The organism is Mediterraneibacter flintii, from assembly GCF_055387595.1.
This window is the reverse complement of the sequence record NZ_AP031405.1, coordinates 100,257-115,519: the sequence shown is the minus strand read 5'-3', so window position 1 is coordinate 115,519 and position 15,263 is coordinate 100,257. Positions and strand designations below refer to the sequence as shown.

General features: G+C 34.0%; 18 protein-coding genes. 1 reads left to right on the top strand and 17 read right to left on the bottom strand.

Annotated features, from left to right (window positions below; genetic code table 11):
• Positions 1–7: 7 nt before the first annotated feature.
• On the bottom strand, positions 8–415 hold the full coding sequence (locus ACZ5C4_RS00560) for an HIT family protein (RefSeq protein ID WP_464519326.1): 408 nt from the start codon (positions 413–415) through the stop codon (positions 8–10).
• 183 nt (positions 416–598) lie between these two features.
• On the opposite strand from ACZ5C4_RS00560, the gene ACZ5C4_RS00555 reads away from it, so the two are divergent.
• Complete coding sequence (locus tag ACZ5C4_RS00555; RefSeq protein WP_464519325.1) at positions 599–1,330, top strand: two-component system sensor histidine kinase NtrB; 732 nt, start codon at positions 599–601, stop codon at positions 1,328–1,330.
• Here the strand turns inward: ACZ5C4_RS00555 and ACZ5C4_RS00550 are convergent.
• The 16 genes from ACZ5C4_RS00550 to ACZ5C4_RS00475 all read right to left on the bottom strand — a co-directional run bounded on the left by ACZ5C4_RS00550 (position 1,323) and on the right by ACZ5C4_RS00475 (position 15,091).
• Positions 1,323–1,925: a rhomboid family intramembrane serine protease gene (locus tag ACZ5C4_RS00550; RefSeq protein ID WP_464522291.1), complete on the bottom strand. Its 603-nt coding sequence runs from the start codon at positions 1,923–1,925 to the stop codon at positions 1,323–1,325. The two genes, ACZ5C4_RS00555 and ACZ5C4_RS00550, sit on opposite strands and share 8 nt — an antisense overlap.
• A 73-nt stretch (positions 1,926–1,998) precedes the next feature.
• Positions 1,999–2,784 (bottom strand): DUF6382 domain-containing protein, encoded by a 786-nt coding sequence (locus ACZ5C4_RS00545; protein WP_464519324.1) that lies wholly within the window; start codon positions 2,782–2,784, stop codon positions 1,999–2,001.
• The gene (locus ACZ5C4_RS00540) at positions 2,781–3,185 is read right to left on the bottom strand and encodes a TadE family protein (protein ID WP_464519323.1); all 405 of its coding nucleotides are present in this window, start codon (positions 3,183–3,185) and stop codon (positions 2,781–2,783) included. The genes ACZ5C4_RS00545 and ACZ5C4_RS00540 overlap by 4 nt, the downstream gene beginning before the upstream one ends.
• Positions 3,172–3,603: a prepilin peptidase gene (locus ACZ5C4_RS00535; protein WP_464519321.1), complete on the bottom strand. Its 432-nt coding sequence runs from the start codon at positions 3,601–3,603 to the stop codon at positions 3,172–3,174. The genes ACZ5C4_RS00540 and ACZ5C4_RS00535 overlap by 14 nt, the downstream gene beginning before the upstream one ends.
• Positions 3,591–4,397 (bottom strand): pilus assembly protein, encoded by an 807-nt coding sequence (locus ACZ5C4_RS00530; protein WP_464519320.1) that lies wholly within the window; start codon positions 4,395–4,397, stop codon positions 3,591–3,593. The genes ACZ5C4_RS00535 and ACZ5C4_RS00530 overlap by 13 nt, the downstream gene beginning before the upstream one ends.
• A 142-nt stretch (positions 4,398–4,539) precedes the next feature.
• Positions 4,540–5,910: a DUF5702 domain-containing protein gene (locus tag ACZ5C4_RS00525; protein WP_464519319.1), complete on the bottom strand. Its 1,371-nt coding sequence runs from the start codon at positions 5,908–5,910 to the stop codon at positions 4,540–4,542.
• 1 nt (position 5,911) lies between these two features.
• Positions 5,912–6,100 (bottom strand): Flp1 family type IVb pilin, encoded by a 189-nt coding sequence (locus ACZ5C4_RS00520; protein ID WP_464519318.1) that lies wholly within the window; start codon positions 6,098–6,100, stop codon positions 5,912–5,914.
• Positions 6,101–6,122: 22 nt separating this feature from the next.
• Positions 6,123–7,364 carry a secretion protein F gene (locus ACZ5C4_RS00515; RefSeq protein WP_464519317.1) on the bottom strand — a complete coding sequence of 414 codons (1,242 nt, stop codon included), beginning with the start codon at positions 7,362–7,364 and terminating at the stop codon, positions 6,123–6,125.
• A 3-nt stretch (positions 7,365–7,367) separates the two neighbouring features.
• Positions 7,368–7,997, bottom strand: coding sequence for a type II secretion system F family protein (locus ACZ5C4_RS00510; protein ID WP_464519316.1), 630 nt, complete (start codon positions 7,995–7,997; stop codon positions 7,368–7,370).
• 73 nt (positions 7,998–8,070) lie between these two features.
• Entirely contained in the window at positions 8,071–9,285 is a 1,215-nt protein-coding gene (locus ACZ5C4_RS00505) for a CpaF family protein (protein WP_464519315.1), read from the bottom strand.
• Positions 9,286–9,287: 2 nt separating this feature from the next.
• A complete protein-coding gene (locus ACZ5C4_RS00500) occupies positions 9,288–10,265 on the bottom strand; it encodes a P-loop NTPase family protein (protein WP_464519314.1) in 978 nt (325 codons plus the stop codon).
• Between the two features lie 242 nt (positions 10,266–10,507).
• Positions 10,508–10,717, bottom strand: a complete 210-nt coding sequence (locus ACZ5C4_RS00495; RefSeq protein ID WP_464519313.1) for a pro-sigmaK processing inhibitor BofA family protein — start codon at positions 10,715–10,717, stop codon at positions 10,508–10,510.
• A 76-nt stretch (positions 10,718–10,793) separates the two neighbouring features.
• Positions 10,794–12,218, bottom strand: a complete 1,425-nt coding sequence (locus tag ACZ5C4_RS00490) for a family 4 glycosyl hydrolase (RefSeq protein ID WP_464519312.1) — start codon at positions 12,216–12,218, stop codon at positions 10,794–10,796.
• A 25-nt stretch (positions 12,219–12,243) separates the two neighbouring features.
• Entirely contained in the window at positions 12,244–13,644 is a 1,401-nt protein-coding gene (locus tag ACZ5C4_RS00485; RefSeq protein WP_464519311.1) for a PTS transporter subunit EIIC, read from the bottom strand.
• A gap of 95 nt (positions 13,645–13,739) precedes the next feature.
• Positions 13,740–14,609: a PRD domain-containing protein gene (locus tag ACZ5C4_RS00480; RefSeq protein WP_464519310.1), complete on the bottom strand. Its 870-nt coding sequence runs from the start codon at positions 14,607–14,609 to the stop codon at positions 13,740–13,742.
• Positions 14,610–14,623: 14 nt separating this feature from the next.
• Positions 14,624–15,091, bottom strand: a complete 468-nt coding sequence (locus tag ACZ5C4_RS00475; protein ID WP_464519309.1) for a PTS sugar transporter subunit IIA — start codon at positions 15,089–15,091, stop codon at positions 14,624–14,626.
• Between the last annotated feature and the right edge of the window lie 172 nt (positions 15,092–15,263).

The window sequence follows — 15,263 nt, the reverse complement described above, 5'->3', positions numbered from 1 at the left end:
CCCAAATTTACTTTAATTTTTCTAAAATCTCTTTTTTATCTGCTTCAGACAGCTCACCCATCTTCCATCCAATTCCGACATTATCTCCATTATAACGCGGAATTAAATGCATATGGAAGTGAAAGACTGTCTGTCCTGCTACTTCCTCATTATTTTGGACAATATTATATCCATCACAGCCTAAAATGTCAGTAAGCTTTTGGATCATTTTTTTTGCTAATACCAAAGCCTTTGATGCTAATTCATTATCTAAATCGTATAAATTTCTATAGTGGTCTTTGGGTATAATAAGAGCATGTCCTTTCGACGCAGGGCTTAAATCAAGTATAACCCGAAAATCTTTATCTTCATAGAGCGTTGCTGATGGAATCTCTCCAGTCGCAATTTTACAGAAAATGCAATTATTATCTTTCATTATAAATACCTCTTTCCCCATATGTTTTACTAGTAGTATAGACTATTTTGGGAAAAAAGAGAAGAATTTTCATTCAATATTTTCATTGCCGTCTGTGTCGAAACATGTCATGTTGATTCTATTGAACACTATATTTCATCGTGTTAGACTAAAATTATTAGAAGTAGAAAGAGAGGTTTTTACATGCTTCATAATATAGATATAAATAAAATGAATCAGTTAATGGAGGAAAACAAAGACGTAAAACAGATCATCAGCCAGCTTTTAGAAAATCATCGCACAACTGTATCCACTATCGCCCATGAAATAAGGAATCCTCTTACTCTTGTATCATCTTCACTACAAGTTATGGAGATCCAACACCCAGAAGTAAAACAATACTCCCACTGGAAACAGACAATGGAAGATGTTGAATTTATGTGCAATTTGCTTAATGAACTCTCTACCTTTAATAATGGAAGCACACTTCACCATTCCGTTTTTTCTATTGAGAAGCTGCTTAAAAATATAGCTGTTTCTTTTGCTATCTCTCTGGATTCTGAAGATTCATCTATTGAATTTTCTTCTTCTGTTCCATCACATTTGGGTGATTTCACTGGTGATAAAGTAAAACTAGAAGAAGTATTGTTAAATCTTCTGCGTAACGCAAAAGACGCGGTTGGTGAAAATGGAGCTATCACCCTGTCAGCACAACGAAAAAAAGATATGCTGATTATCCTGTGTAAAGATAACGGATGCGGTATTCCAGCTGATAAAATTAATACTATTTTTACTCCATTTGTCACATCTAAGGAGGATGGCACTGGGCTGGGACTTTCCCTCTCCAAAAGAATTATCGAAGCACATAACGGCACAATTTCCGTAGATTCAGCTCCAACGAAGGGAACAACCTTTACAATTAAGCTTCCTATATAACAGGTTCTTTTTTCTTCTTTTTATGATAAATAACCGCTGTCAATAAGAATCCGCATATGAGACCACCCAGATGTGCAAAATTGTCCACACCTGAACTAGTTATGCCAAAATACAAGCTGAGCACAACCATAATAAGCATGCCGCGTTCGGTCAGTCTTCCAACTCTTCCTCTATTCAGTATCACCACATAGAGAAGAGCTCCCATAAGTCCAAAGACTGCACCGGATGCACCTGCGGATACAACATTTTCTTTATGAACTATATTAGAATAGAGAGAAATAAAATTCCCTCCAATTCCACTTATAAAGTAGATAAGAAGAAATCTCACTCTTCCAACTTCCATTTCTAAGTTCCACCCCAAAGCTCCCAGCATTACCATATTATTCAGCAAATGGCTAATCCCAAAGTGCAGAAACAGGCTTGAAATAATTCTGTAATACTCATGTCCTTCTGTGATATAAGGTTCATACATAGCTCCATGTTCCAGCATAAACACTGCATCCTCTGTTCTTCCTATTAAAGTCAGAAACATAAATACTGCAATATTTATAACTATAAGACCTGTAGTACAAACTGCTTTCTGATTTCTCTCCAAAGCGATTCCTCTTTTCACCATTATAGAATATTCCTCTTATTCGTAAAACAGTAATGCTGTTATACCCTTTCCATTATAATTGAGACCTTTTATCTTGTCCATCTGTTTCCAAAATCAGATCATCCCAACTTCCCCATCGTTTCTTTTTTATTTTTTCTGTTACTTTTTTCCAGGGTTTCTTCCATCCTCCCATCTCACAAACAGTTTCCATGTCCTGAACAGGTTCGTATATTTCTGAACTTTCCTCCTCTGTCGTAAATATATATTCTTCCGTAAATCTAGCTCTTCCTTCTTTCAATTCTTCCATTTCATTTCTTCTGTCTATTTCTTTCTCTTCATAATTTTTTAATATCTGTTCTAAATTATAGTTTTCTTGAAGCGTAGCTTTATGTAATTCATATGCCAGGAATATACCTTCTGTCTCCTCATAGTCTAGATTTTTAACAAAATACTCTGTCATTTCATGGAAAGATTCACTTAATATCTTCTGTTTTATAGGAAGATAACAGAACAGATATATACCATTTTCAATAAATACATAATCTGGACTTAAAAGCAGGCAGTCCGGAGTCAAGAGATAATTTTTCAGTGTATTTGTGACTGTTATCAAAGAGGATATAAACTGCCAAATATCCTCTTTTTTTATAGTTGTCTTTTCATAGGTTTGCCTCATAGACTGCATTCCATTGACAGTAAATGTATATCTGCTTCCATTGTTCAATCCTATTCCCTTCATTTTTAATATTCCTGGTATCTTATTTTTTCTTATCATTTGAAGCTGATAATTTTCATTAAATGTTTCTTCCAGATCAATATGAAGATAGGTTTTATCCCAATCTTTCTCATATGTTGTTTTCAACTACGCAACCTCTTTTCTGTATGCATGATTCTTGCTTTCTGTTCAATGTTCAGTTTCATCTTATTCTTTTTTGCTGCTACTGTAACTATAACCTCTTTTTTAGTTTTATCGACTGTAACAGTATATTCTGCAAACAAGATAAGTTTCTTTTCTGTTCTCTCTTTAAAAAATTCTTCCAGATTTATTTTTCCTGTTTCATCCTGTCTCCTTTCTAGCTGAGAACCCAATATCGCAGTCTCACAGGCGATTCCATTTAATATAATTTTGTCATGGAAATAAAAAACTGTATGAATAATCAAAATAAAAAAAAAGAAAAAAAGCGGCAGAATATATGCCATTTGTACAGTTGTATTTCCTTTTATTCCCTCTTTTTTTATTGTCTTGTATTTAGAAATTTCCAAGCATCATTCCTCCCACATATCCCATTGCCAGAAATGGAACGAACGGAAAGCTTTCCTTTTTGCCTCGGTGGTATACACTAAGAAGAAAAATGGAATATACGGCGGCAAGAAGAAACGCTATAAAAAGTAAATATAGAATATTCCAAAATCCAAGAAAAATTCCCAGCGCCAAAATTAAAATACTGTCTCCATATCCAAATTTTTCATTCGTGACTCTGCTCACCACAATAAAAATGATTCCTGTCATTGCGCCTGAGACAATCAAAATAAAATCCTTATCCCTGGTTATACACTGAAATAATACAGACATAGCAACTCCGATAATCAGACCCCATAGAGGAATTCTCCTCTTTTTTATATCTGTCAATGAAAGTAAAAATAAATATAGTATACATACTATATGCTTTATTTCGTACATCTGGAACATCCTCCTCTCCCTGCCACTTCAGATTTCTTTACTGCACGGATCGATCGTTTTAATCCGCTGCACTGAATGGAATTATGATATTTATTGCCGTTGTCTGTAATGTATACACCTGTATAGGCATCTCCATGTACACATTTTTCACATTTATAATATTTCCCTCCATCTTTATTTCTCAAATCCGATAATCCAGTATATGGAACAAATTGAATGGATAGCTGTAAATAAGAACACTGATAGTCTTCATGGTAGACTGTCCCTGTATCTGTAATATAAACAATTTTATCTTCTTCGGAATCAGGTATACCTTTTTCATATCCAGTCCATCCTTTTATTTTCAGTTTTTCTATATATTTAGCTGTAGGATTTCCAAACGTAGGAAAAGGCAGCCTGACTCCATATTTCAAGTTAATATACAGTTCATTGTTTCCAGATTCCATATAAGATCCCGTACATGAAATCCCTGCACTTCCTCCATCTATAAGACTTCTATCCAAACGCTCAGAACCAATCAAATATACTATATCTGACTGTAGCTTCGTTATATCCAGAAACTCATATACTGCTACCTCCTCTGCTGCATTCTTTCCTGCATTTAACGCAGCAGAATGAATACTTACCTTTATTACCTGAATTTCCATCAAATATACCAGACATAAAAATGCGAACAGAAAAAACGGAATTGCAAAGGCTGCTTCAATTGTTACAGTTGCCTTTGGTTCCCGTACAGATGCCCTTTCTGATTGCGGATTGGATATTTTTCTATTTCTATTCGATTGCTTGGACATCACAGCTTCTCCTTTCTCAAAAATTTAAAATATGTTTCGTTCATCTGGGGATCTGATGAATTGAAAGGGCACCTGTACCAGAACCAAAGACTACATTTCATTTTTCATTATCTAAATGGTATTACAGCCCTGGCTACATTTATTATTCATAGCCAAAATATATAGGAAATTCGTATGTAAATTTTCCACCTACTACAGCCTGATTTTGCAATTTTATTTTGACAATACAAAAATCTGTACGAAAAAAGGGTAAATTTTGTTCATATATTAAATTTTGTTCTATTCTGTCTAAGGATCGCATGGAAATTTCTCCGCTATCTTTTAAAAAAAGAAGTACTCTTAAATAATCTTCATAAGAAAAACCACCTTCACAGTCTGTTCCTTCTAAAGAATCTGACTCACTCCCCAAGGTCATCAAACCAGATAAAGATAACTGCCAGTTCTCTGTTGTCTTGATAAGCGCCACTCTATTGCCGGACAACAGCGATCTCAAGTCCATAATACTTTCACCTGCTGCCCAGGCAATTAAAATTAATTGTTTTACAGCTTCTTCCGCCCAAGGAATTGCCAGCAGTGTTGAAACCGTCAACGCCAGAGCTGCTGCTTCCCCTTGTTTTACTGTATCAGTAAGTAAATAAAGATAGTTAATCCCCATCCGTATAAGGAAGATCTTCTGTATAACACTCTCCAGATTTTTTTCATCACTTTCCTTGCCAGATAAAATATACTCTGTCTCATACGAAAGGGAACGTTCTTTTTCCTCCTCCGACATTGCATTTTGAAATTTTTCCAACACATATTCTGAAAAGAGGAGTTTTTCCTCAATCCCATCCAAATTCTGCCGCGCTGGAAGTTCCCCTCTTCCTGTTATCCGGTTTCTGTAAGACGGCTGACTGTCTAAATCAACATTTTTTCCAGACAGCGGAAATTCTTCAGGCAGCACCATAGACAAAATTCCAGATTTCTTTATTTCCTCTAAGCAGGCGAATGGATTCTCTTCTCCTAAATCCGGAGCTTCTTCTCCTTCTGGAATTAACTCCTCGTAATCACTTAATACATTTTCTTCTTTTTCCCCTACTTTCTCTCCTTCTATTTCCTGTTCTTTCCAGGATTCTGTCATATCAACAATTTCCTTTACTGTCGAAATTCCTGTTTTCTGTTCCATATATGTAACTACCTGTTCGCGAAAAGCCTGTCCCTGATTATCTGTCAGAAGCTGTATTGCTTCTATTTCATGCTGCATCCCTGTTGTTCCATAATAGTGCATACGTCTGATAATATTTTGTTCATTAAAATCTCCTGTTTCATAGCTTCCTTCCATACCAAAAATCTGGTACTCTTGAAAAAGTTCCTTTTGGTATTCTCCAAATACAGAATAAACAGCAACGTCTGTATCTATCCTGCTTTTGCTTTTTTGTTCTTGTATTACCGCTGCCTCCATTACCCCCATAACAAAGGAAATAAGAAGTACAAATATCAGACTTAGAAAGGCAGTAACCTCCCCTTTCAACATTTTAAATTCCTGCGCTTTCACTTGTCACCTTATCAAAAATTGTGTTAATCAAATTGATAAGCTGCGATTTAAATATTAATAAAAGGGCTATTATAATAACAAGAATCAATACCATCTCAATTACAGTCACTCCAGATACACATTTGCGATGTATCAGCATCGCTTCTATTTTTTTCTTTATTTTTCTCATTTTATCCTCCCCTTCTTATTCTTTAAATCTGTATAGAAAAGAACGCCGGCACTACCATAATTGCCATAACAATTGCCAGCATAATAAACATCGGCACTAACAGTTTAGTACCTGCTTCTTCCCCCGCTTTTCTTGCCAGATTTTTTCGTTCTTCAAATGCATCTTCTGCTTCTGATTTTAAGAGCTCTGCAAGCCCCTTTGAACCTTTCTGAAGATTTTGTGATAACATAACAGAAAATTTTTTATAAGAAGAAATCCCACACCTGTTTCCAAAATCCTCATAACATTCTTTCTCTGTTTTGCCTCTCTGAATTTCATACATAGTATGTACCATTTCTTCATATGCAGCTCTTTTACCTGTCTTTTCTCTTTTTTTCTTATATTCTTCTACAGTTTTAAACCAGGCAGTCCGTATTGTCATCCCTGCTCCCATATAAAGAATTAGTCTGTTGATAATTTGAGGATAGTCCATTTTCATCTGATATTTTCGCTTCTTTTCTTCTTTTGTACGCTTTTGTTTTTCGGAAAAATAAAAAAGTGTTGCTGACAGGAAGCCCAGAAATAATATCTCTACCGCCCTAAAATTTAAAGGATAGCTCCAATGAATTTTTTTACCTTCAACTTCTTGAGGGAGAGTTAAATATTCTTCTTCTTTTGTTTCTTTATCTGCCATATTTATTAAAAAATGGATCTGATTCTCCAGCTTTTCTTCTTTTGTCTTTTTGGGCGGAAAAACATGTGCATAAAATTCATAGATCCTGCTTTCTTCTTTATAGGTCAGTAATGCCTTTAGTCCAAGTAGTGTGCCTTCATCTTTTAAATTCTCTTCTTTTAGACTTCCCTGAATATCCATAATCTCATAATTGTCAAGTTCCCATGATACTTCTATGCTCTTTTCTGGAATCTCTGTAATCAAATTCAAGTCTGAACGGACTTCTGAAAGACTTTCATTCTCTCCTAATATTAAAGTTTCAAGATCCTCTTCTGCCTGTATAAATATTTCTTCAAGCTGTTCGCCGCTATATTCTTTTTCTCCGACAGCTATCTCCATTGTCTGTTCAATATCTTCTACTTGCATATGTAGAGCTGTTTTTTTATCTCCCTGTCCATAATCATTTCTTTTAAGAAGTATCTCACCCTTTTCATTTTGTTTTAAGGTTTTTCCATTGTCTGTAAACCAGATACAAGACGATATGCCAAATGACAGCAATAGTATAACCCCTGATTTTACATATATAGATTCCTTCTTTTTGCTTTTTTTCAATCTTTAAACCTCAATATGTATGATTCTTTTTCCCATCTGATACGCAATCATATAAAAAAGAAGACATATACTCATAATTATCATTCCTGTAATATTCCCGTACAGAACCGATAAAAACTCTCCAAATGTCAGTTTTAAATAGCATATAATGCAAAACGGTATAACACACATAATTTTAAATTCCATTATCTTTGAAGCTAAGAGAGTCTGAATTTCTTTTTCTGTCTCTATTTTTTCACTGATTATTTTTACAGAATTATATATGATCGCAATGCTGTCTCCTCCACTTTTCTTTGCGGCTGTAAATACAGTAATAAAATTTTGTACATCTTCCTGATTTACACTGTCAGAAAATTCTTCCAGTACTTGCTCTGCTGTTCTGTTTATATTCAGCTTATATATCATCTGTTCATACTCCTTTAAAATCCGGCTGTCTTTTTTATAAAGAGACTTCAAATCACTATACGTCTCTCGAAGTGCATTTTCTACAGAGTATCCTGCTTTTAATGCCGCCGACATCGTCTGTATACTATCTTTAAATTGATTTCTGAATTCCAGTTCTTTCTTATGACTGTATGTTTTTAGCCAGTCTTTCATATAAAATGTAAATGCAGGAAGCAATAGAAAGAACATCTTCCAAGATTCATAAAACACATAAGAGATTACCGCGAAAATAAGAACTCCTTTTCCTATTCCTACAATGTATTCAATTCCTTTTATATCCTGCAGCCAGCAGTTTTTCTGTATAATTGAGCTCTTCCACCTTCATAAGCCTTCCTTGAATTTTTCCATTTTCTGTTCCCTCCTCTCGAAATGTATAAAGTGTACGAAGCTGAATATTTCCCTGTTCATACTCTGTTACTTCTGCTATTTCCAACACCTTTCTGCTTTTATCTCGCAGTCTTCCTAAATGAACGATAATGTCCAGAGCAGATGCGATTTGCCTTTGAATTGCCGTAAAGGGAAGCTCTATTCCCATCAGCATCATTGTCTCCAGGCGTTTTAACATATCGGCAGAATTATTTGCATGTCCTGTAGACATAGAACCACTATGACCGTTTAACATTGCCGACGAAATCATATCTACAGTCTCTTCTCCCCTTACTTCACCGACAATAATTCTATCCGGTCTCATCCTAAGGGCAGATTTTATTAAATCTCGGATTGTGACTGCGCCTTCCCCTTCTAAATTTGCATTTCTTGCTTCCAGCCGGACAAGGTTATCTACTCCTTTAATTTGAAGTTCTGCATTATCTTCGATTGTAATAATCCTTTCTTCCTTCGGTATAAAATCTGATAAAGCATTTAAAAATGTTGTTTTGCCTGCCCCAGTTCCTCCGCTGACAAAAATATTATATTTTGCCCTCACAAGTATTTTTAAAAATTCTGCCGCTTCTTCACTGATACTTCCAAATTGTATCAGCTGTCTCATCGAAATTGCTTCTTTTGGAAATTTTCGAATGGTCATAATCGGTCCATTCAGAGCAACAGGTCGTAATACTACATTTACACGAGAGCCATCTTCTAACCTTGCATCCACAATAGGTGAAGATTCATTGACATAACGGTTTGTACCTGACACAATCTGCTGAATTACATCTTCCAGCTTTTCCAGTGACAAAAATTTTCTCTCTGAACGGAATATTTTTCCTTCTTTTTCAAAAAATATATGTTCTGTTCCGTTTATCATTATTTCTGTAATTGAATCATCTTCTATCAATTCTTGTAAAATATCGAGCTTACGAAATGCGTTGAACAATTCCCGACTTATCTGTATTTTTTCATTAAGTGGGATATATTCCTTTCTGCCTGCTTCCTCCAGTATGTCCTGTATCATCTGCTCTAGTTCTTCATCCTGTATCTCTTTTGACATATCCATCTGAAGCATCATTTTTGAATACAGCCATTCTGTATTAACCATTTTCATGCCTTCTTTTCTTCTGTTAAACTATTTCTATTTTTTCTTGTAATCCTTTTACGTATAGTATGCTCCAGTATTTCCTCCATTCCCATCTGCCGGATATTCTGTTCATAGCGCATAATTTTTTCCTTAGATACCGGATCATCTACATAATGTGTATATACTGCAGAACAATTTTTTAAAATTGAATATAACCCGTCTATACTGTCTCCCAAGTCTAGAATCACTGTCTCATAGATACATTTTTTTAATATTTGATCAAAAAGGTTTATCCAGTCTTTTTCTTTTACTTCCCTTAAATCCCGCATAATTGGTATTGGCATAATATAGTCTAATTCATCTATCTGTCCCGCTATAGTACTGATACGCAATCCTAAATTATCTTTATTTTGTCCCGTATAATAGAGTAGATCTCCAAGATTTTTTTCCTTTTGATCCGGGAAGTATAATTCACTCGCAGGATATTCTTCTAGATTCAGATAGAGTGTTGGAACATATTTGGCTGTTTTTATTCCTAGCTGGATTGCAAATTTTGTTTTACCAATTCTGTGTATAGGAGAATAAATTCCTATCAACCCTTTCCGTACCAATTGTTTTTCTGAATGCTGCTTTTTTCTTATTTGTGAAGAAGTTTCTTTTGTACTTATATCTTCCTTGCTGTCACAAAATATAAGTTTTACAATCTTTTCTGCCGGCTGATACCGGTATATACTTCTTTTATCTTCTTCCTTTTTGTAATTTTCCTTTTTTGTCAATATAAATGTTTTTTTTGCAGGTATACCAAGTGTTTCCTCACGGATACATTCTTCTGCTATCAGAAGTATATCGATAGGTATCTCATTGGAAAATATTATAAGACTTTCCAAATCATAAAAAATTTGAAACTGAAAATCCGTTTTTTCTTTTTCACAAATAAACTTTGTTAGATTCTCTGCATATTCTTTCTCAGGATCACATATTACAAAATGACCTGAATCCACTTTCTCCCTCCTTACATCATTATTTTTACTGTCCATTAATTGAAAAATTTGCCGCGAATCTACGGCACGAATAGAACGTATGACAAATGGATATATTTCTTTATCCATTCCGCAGACCATTTACAATAAAAGATTAAGTAAATGGAAAACCAGATTGATTTCTGGTGTGTAAATCGAATTATAAACGCCAATCTTTCCTTTGTCTATACATAAATCTAAATTTGCAGGATTTTGTGAAATACTCACAAAGTCTGATAAAATAAAATACCATAAAGAAGACAGACACCTGGAATTCCAAGGCTTCCAGTTGTCAAAAAGGAGACAGCATTTAATCCTACATTCAATGTATTTTCATCAGGAAGAACAAACTGATTAATGAAAAAAATCAATGCCATGCCAATCACTGCACGTACAAGGAAATTCACTACAGCAGAAATAAGTCTGTTTTCCATTTATACTGACTCCTTTTCAAATTTATAATATATCTTATTCCATGTCTGTCTTCATTATGCTATATAATTTTAAAAACTAATTTAATGGCTCTTGTCCTTTTTCTAATGCTTCAATTGCATCTTTAAACTGTGGAAGATATTCCTTTTCTGAAAGGAGCAATTCATTTAATGCACTTTTTGCATTATAATAGGAATTTACCAGAGGATTTGCAACCAAAGCTTCCAAAGCTGCATGATAGCTTCCTGTAACTGCCGCTTCTACTGCCAATTTTTCATACTCTTTAGCTGCATAAATTTTGCTCATCATATGACCTGGAAGTTTTGAAAAACACATAGGATGAATTCCGGCAGCGTTTACCAGAGAGGTTGTCGTGCATACACAGTTTGGATCAAATTCCTGAATACATCCCATACTTGCTATATCTGGGCTAAATATTTCATTTGTATTGTTCCAAATAGCATTAATCAATGTAATTCCAGCTTCTCCATATCCTTTTCCGCCACGGGTATTTGCAGCCAGCGGATAAGCTCTGGGATCTAATTTTTCATATAATTCAAATGTACGCTTTTCTACAATTTTTACGCACTCTGCTCTAGTCGCATGTTCAGGAATTACTAAATCATCCAGCACATCTCCTACATGTTTTTGTACATGTTCCAACATAGATGCCCAGTGGTTTCCCGAATAATCCTGCAAGTCTTTAAAGCTATTTGGAAAATCATAATAAAATTCAAGATATGGTCCCATTGGAATATAACCAATAAATTTTTCTAATGCAGGTTCTACAAATTCCTTTCTCAGAGCAGGAATATTTTCTGCCGACCATTCCAACAGTTTTTCAAATGCTTCATCTGTTACATCCTCTCCTTTTACAAAAACCTTACACCAGATCAAGTGGTTTAATCCAATTACCTCTACAAATACATCATCTGGATTTTCCTGCCCATAAATTTCTTTCATTGCTGTACGAATAACAGTAGGCCCATTGCATAGTCCGGCATACTTAATATTAGAATGACGATTTAATGCCTCTGCAATCATACCAGATGGATTCGCAAGATTTATCAGATAACATGATTTTTTTGCATATTTTTCTATTGCTCTAGCAATTTCCAAAATAGGCGGGATACTCTTAAATCCCATTACCATTCCACCAGGAGCTGTTGTTTCTTGTCCTATCAATCCGTGTTTAAAAGGGATTGTCTCATCCAGATTCCGAGCATCTGATTTTCCAGGACGAATAGTACAAATAACAAAATCACAGTTTTGTACAGCTTCTTCTAAATTATTTGTCAGTACTATTTTTGTTGGCATATTTGCATCTTCAAACATTTTCTGTACATATTTGCCTGTACAGTTAAGTCTGTATTCATCAATATCCATCAACCGCCATTCCTCTACCTGCATTTTGTCTCTTCTTTCAATCAACATCTCTGCTATATCAGGCAGATAAGAAGATCCTGAACCAATATTTGCTAAAATCATGTTTCTCTCTTTCATTTTTCATACCTCCATATATTTTTATTTATTTTTTTTCATCGTGATAAATTAACAGCATTACTATCAAAGCTGCAATGAAACCTATTCCGGCGGCAATACATCCATGAATAAAGTTCATCTGTGTTCCTCCAAAGAAACCAACTACTCCTAAAATATTACTTGGACCAAATGAATAATAAGTTACATTCATTATGCCAAGATAAAGACCTGATATTGCTCCTGCAATAATAGTTGTAAGCATTGCTCTTTTATTATTAAAAATAATTCCAAAAATTGATGGCTCACTTACACCGCCCAAAACAGAGGAAATAAAACATGTAATACCAAATTGTTTCTTTTTCGCAGATTTTGTTTTGATTATATATCCTAAATCAAGTCCCATTACAATAAAATTATTTATTACCATTGCAATCGGCATAACTGCACTTTCCTGCCCTGCCGCAAATAGTGTTGTCATTGCAATAAAGAAAATAGGACGTGAAATACCTGTTCCTGTCAGAATCACACAGAATGCACCAAATAGTGTTGTTTCCAAGGGACCTGCTATATCATATAATCCGAAAATTAAATTTCCAAGACCTACTCCCAAATAATTTCCTATCGGCCCTAAAATACAGAAACTTAAAGGTAGCATGATTGCAATCGTACCACATGGAATTAAGATAACTTTTATTACATCAGGTATATATTTATTAAGAAACTTTTCAATATATTTTTGTATCCATGCAATCAGCATTATAGGAATCAATGAACTGCTATATTCTATTGCAGCCGCAGGAATTCCATAAACTGTATAAGAAGCTCCTTCACCAACAAGGCTTACAAAATCCGGATATATCAACATACAAGCAAGTACCACTGTAATTAATGTGTTAGAGCCAAATTTTCGCGAAGCTGTATATCCAACCAATACAGGCAAAAAATAAAGAATTGTCTGTCCGACCCAATAGAAATTTCTATAGATGTCCGATTCTTCCCCTACTAAATTTAAAAACTGAGGACCAATCAATACAGCAATCATATTAAAAATACCTATTGCAACAAATAATGGCACAAGCGGCGACAAACAAGAAGAAAATACACTAAATATACCATTAATAAACCATTTTATGTTTTTCTTTTGTTTATTCTCTGGTAATATACCATCCAAATCTTCATCTATACTTTCTGTCTCTTCCAGACCAGTCAAATCTAAAACAGCATTATATACAGAATTTACACCTGCTCCAATAATAATTTGTAATTCTCCCTCTGCTATCTGTACTCCATAAACACCCTCTACCTCTTTTATTTTTTCTAAGTTAGCCAGCCCATTATCTTTTAAATTAAACCTCAGCCTTGTCATACAATGAAAAACATGACTGATATTTTCTTTTTCTCCGACAAGTTTTAACACTTGTGAAGCAATCCTTTGCTCTTTATTCATTCCCCTTTCTCCTTTTCTTTTTACTTTTTATATAAACTATGCCGCGCGCAAGCATGTTTCATCATTAAACAGAAAACCCCAAAAAAATAGCTAAGCTATTCTTTTGGGGTAATGCCCTTTCGGTTACAATCCTCCTTTGTATATAATTGTTGAATATGAAGCATTAAATATAACAATTCCTTTTTCGAGCAATGTTTCTTAAATTCTTCTTCCAGATACGTATCTACTTTCATTACACATTCAAATACCTTTGGATAAGTTCGTTTTATTTCTTCGAATAATTCATCTCCTCCATCCAAAATATCTTCTTTTGTTTTCTGCCTCTGTACAAAAAATTTTATATGGTTCTTAAAACGGAAATAATAAAAGCTCTTTTTATCTATATCCATATTATAAAAATTTTCTATAATAATAGTAATATTCTTGATAATACTTGCAATATAATCTGATTCATCTCGAGTATTTTCTTTTATTTTTTCTCCTTCTAATGCATTTAAAAAATGCATGGTAATACTGGTTATCTCTCCCTTTTCCAAAGTTGTATGCATTCTTTCATTTATTTTCTTAACAAACCATCCTGCTATTTTTGTTAGCTTAGGATAAGCATATTCTAATTCATAAGAATATGGAAGAGGTATATCCATATTTTTTCTATTTCTGATAATTGCAAAATTAATATGATCTGAAAGAACAAAAACAAGATTTGGATTTAAATCTCCATCTATTTCTTTCTTCGCTATATCCAACAATTTATTAACAAAGAAAAATACTTCTTCAGAAACTTCATTTAAAAGTTTATAATATTTGTGATCGATATTATAATAAGTCCTGTCTATCTTTGAAAGCTCCTTTAATTCATACGGCATTTCCGGAAATCCAATCCCTTTACCAAACACCACTATTTCATTTCCATTACTATCAAGACCAACTGCTACATTATTGTTAATCTTTTTAATAATTCTCATGGAAATCCTCCTTCTCAGGAAATTAATACTTCTCCAGCTTTTACTTCTTTTCCACAGCAGTTTAAATTTACTATACCGTCATATCCTTCTGTAAATACGACAACAGTTGTTAGATTCATATTTCTTTTTTCTATTTCTGTATGGTCGACATGTATAAGAGGTGTTCCTGCTTTCACTTTCTCTCCTTGTTTCACAAAACACTGAAAACCTACCCCTTTTAATTTTACTGTATCTAGCCCCACATGCAAAAGTATATTTATATCATCCTTTGTTTTAATTCCTACTGCATGTTTTGTGTCTGCCAATGTAGTAATCTCTCCATCTGCCGGAGATACAATTACATCTCCCGATGGAATGATTGCAAATCCATCTCCTAATATTTTTTCAGAAAAAACTGCATCAGGTACCTCTGTAATTGAAATACATTTTCCACATACTGGAGATACGATTTGAGTCTTTTTCTTTTTTAAAAATTCAAACATAATATTCTCCTTTATAAACAAAAAACTCTCTGCATACCTTTCACGAAAAGGTAATGCCTCAGAGAGTTACAATCCTTAAAATATTTTATATAAAGTTCTTTCTGAGCATTATCTTATACTACGTATTTAAAAAAATCAATAACAAATTTTATTTTAGTCAAACCATACAAAA

Excerpts from the sequence above, each read along its gene's own strand:
- ACZ5C4_RS00560 (WP_464519326.1), bottom strand. The coding sequence starts at position 415 with ATGAAAGATAATAATTGCATTTTCTGTAAAATTGCGACTGGAGAGATT.
- ACZ5C4_RS00555 (WP_464519325.1), top strand. The coding sequence starts at position 599 with ATGCTTCATAATATAGATATAAATAAAATGAATCAGTTAATGGAGGAA.
- ACZ5C4_RS00535 (WP_464519321.1), bottom strand. The coding sequence starts at position 3,603 with ATGTACGAAATAAAGCATATAGTATGTATACTATATTTATTTTTACTT.
- ACZ5C4_RS00530 (WP_464519320.1), bottom strand. The coding sequence starts at position 4,397 with ATGTCCAAGCAATCGAATAGAAATAGAAAAATATCCAATCCGCAATCA.
- ACZ5C4_RS00525 (WP_464519319.1), bottom strand. The coding sequence starts at position 5,910 with ATGTTGAAAGGGGAGGTTACTGCCTTTCTAAGTCTGATATTTGTACTT.
- ACZ5C4_RS00520 (WP_464519318.1), bottom strand. The coding sequence starts at position 6,100 with ATGAGAAAAATAAAGAAAAAAATAGAAGCGATGCTGATACATCGCAAA.
- ACZ5C4_RS00510 (WP_464519316.1), bottom strand. The coding sequence starts at position 7,997 with ATGTTCTTTCTATTGCTTCCTGCATTTACATTTTATATGAAAGACTGG.
- ACZ5C4_RS00505 (WP_464519315.1), bottom strand. The coding sequence starts at position 9,285 with ATGGTTAATACAGAATGGCTGTATTCAAAAATGATGCTTCAGATGGAT.
- ACZ5C4_RS00495 (WP_464519313.1), bottom strand. The coding sequence starts at position 10,717 with ATGGAAAACAGACTTATTTCTGCTGTAGTGAATTTCCTTGTACGTGCA.
- ACZ5C4_RS00490 (WP_464519312.1), bottom strand. The coding sequence starts at position 12,218 with ATGAAAGAGAGAAACATGATTTTAGCAAATATTGGTTCAGGATCTTCT.
- ACZ5C4_RS00485 (WP_464519311.1), bottom strand. The coding sequence starts at position 13,644 with ATGAATAAAGAGCAAAGGATTGCTTCACAAGTGTTAAAACTTGTCGGA.
- ACZ5C4_RS00480 (WP_464519310.1), bottom strand. The coding sequence starts at position 14,609 with ATGAGAATTATTAAAAAGATTAACAATAATGTAGCAGTTGGTCTTGAT.
- ACZ5C4_RS00475 (WP_464519309.1), bottom strand. The coding sequence starts at position 15,091 with ATGTTTGAATTTTTAAAAAAGAAAAAGACTCAAATCGTATCTCCAGTA.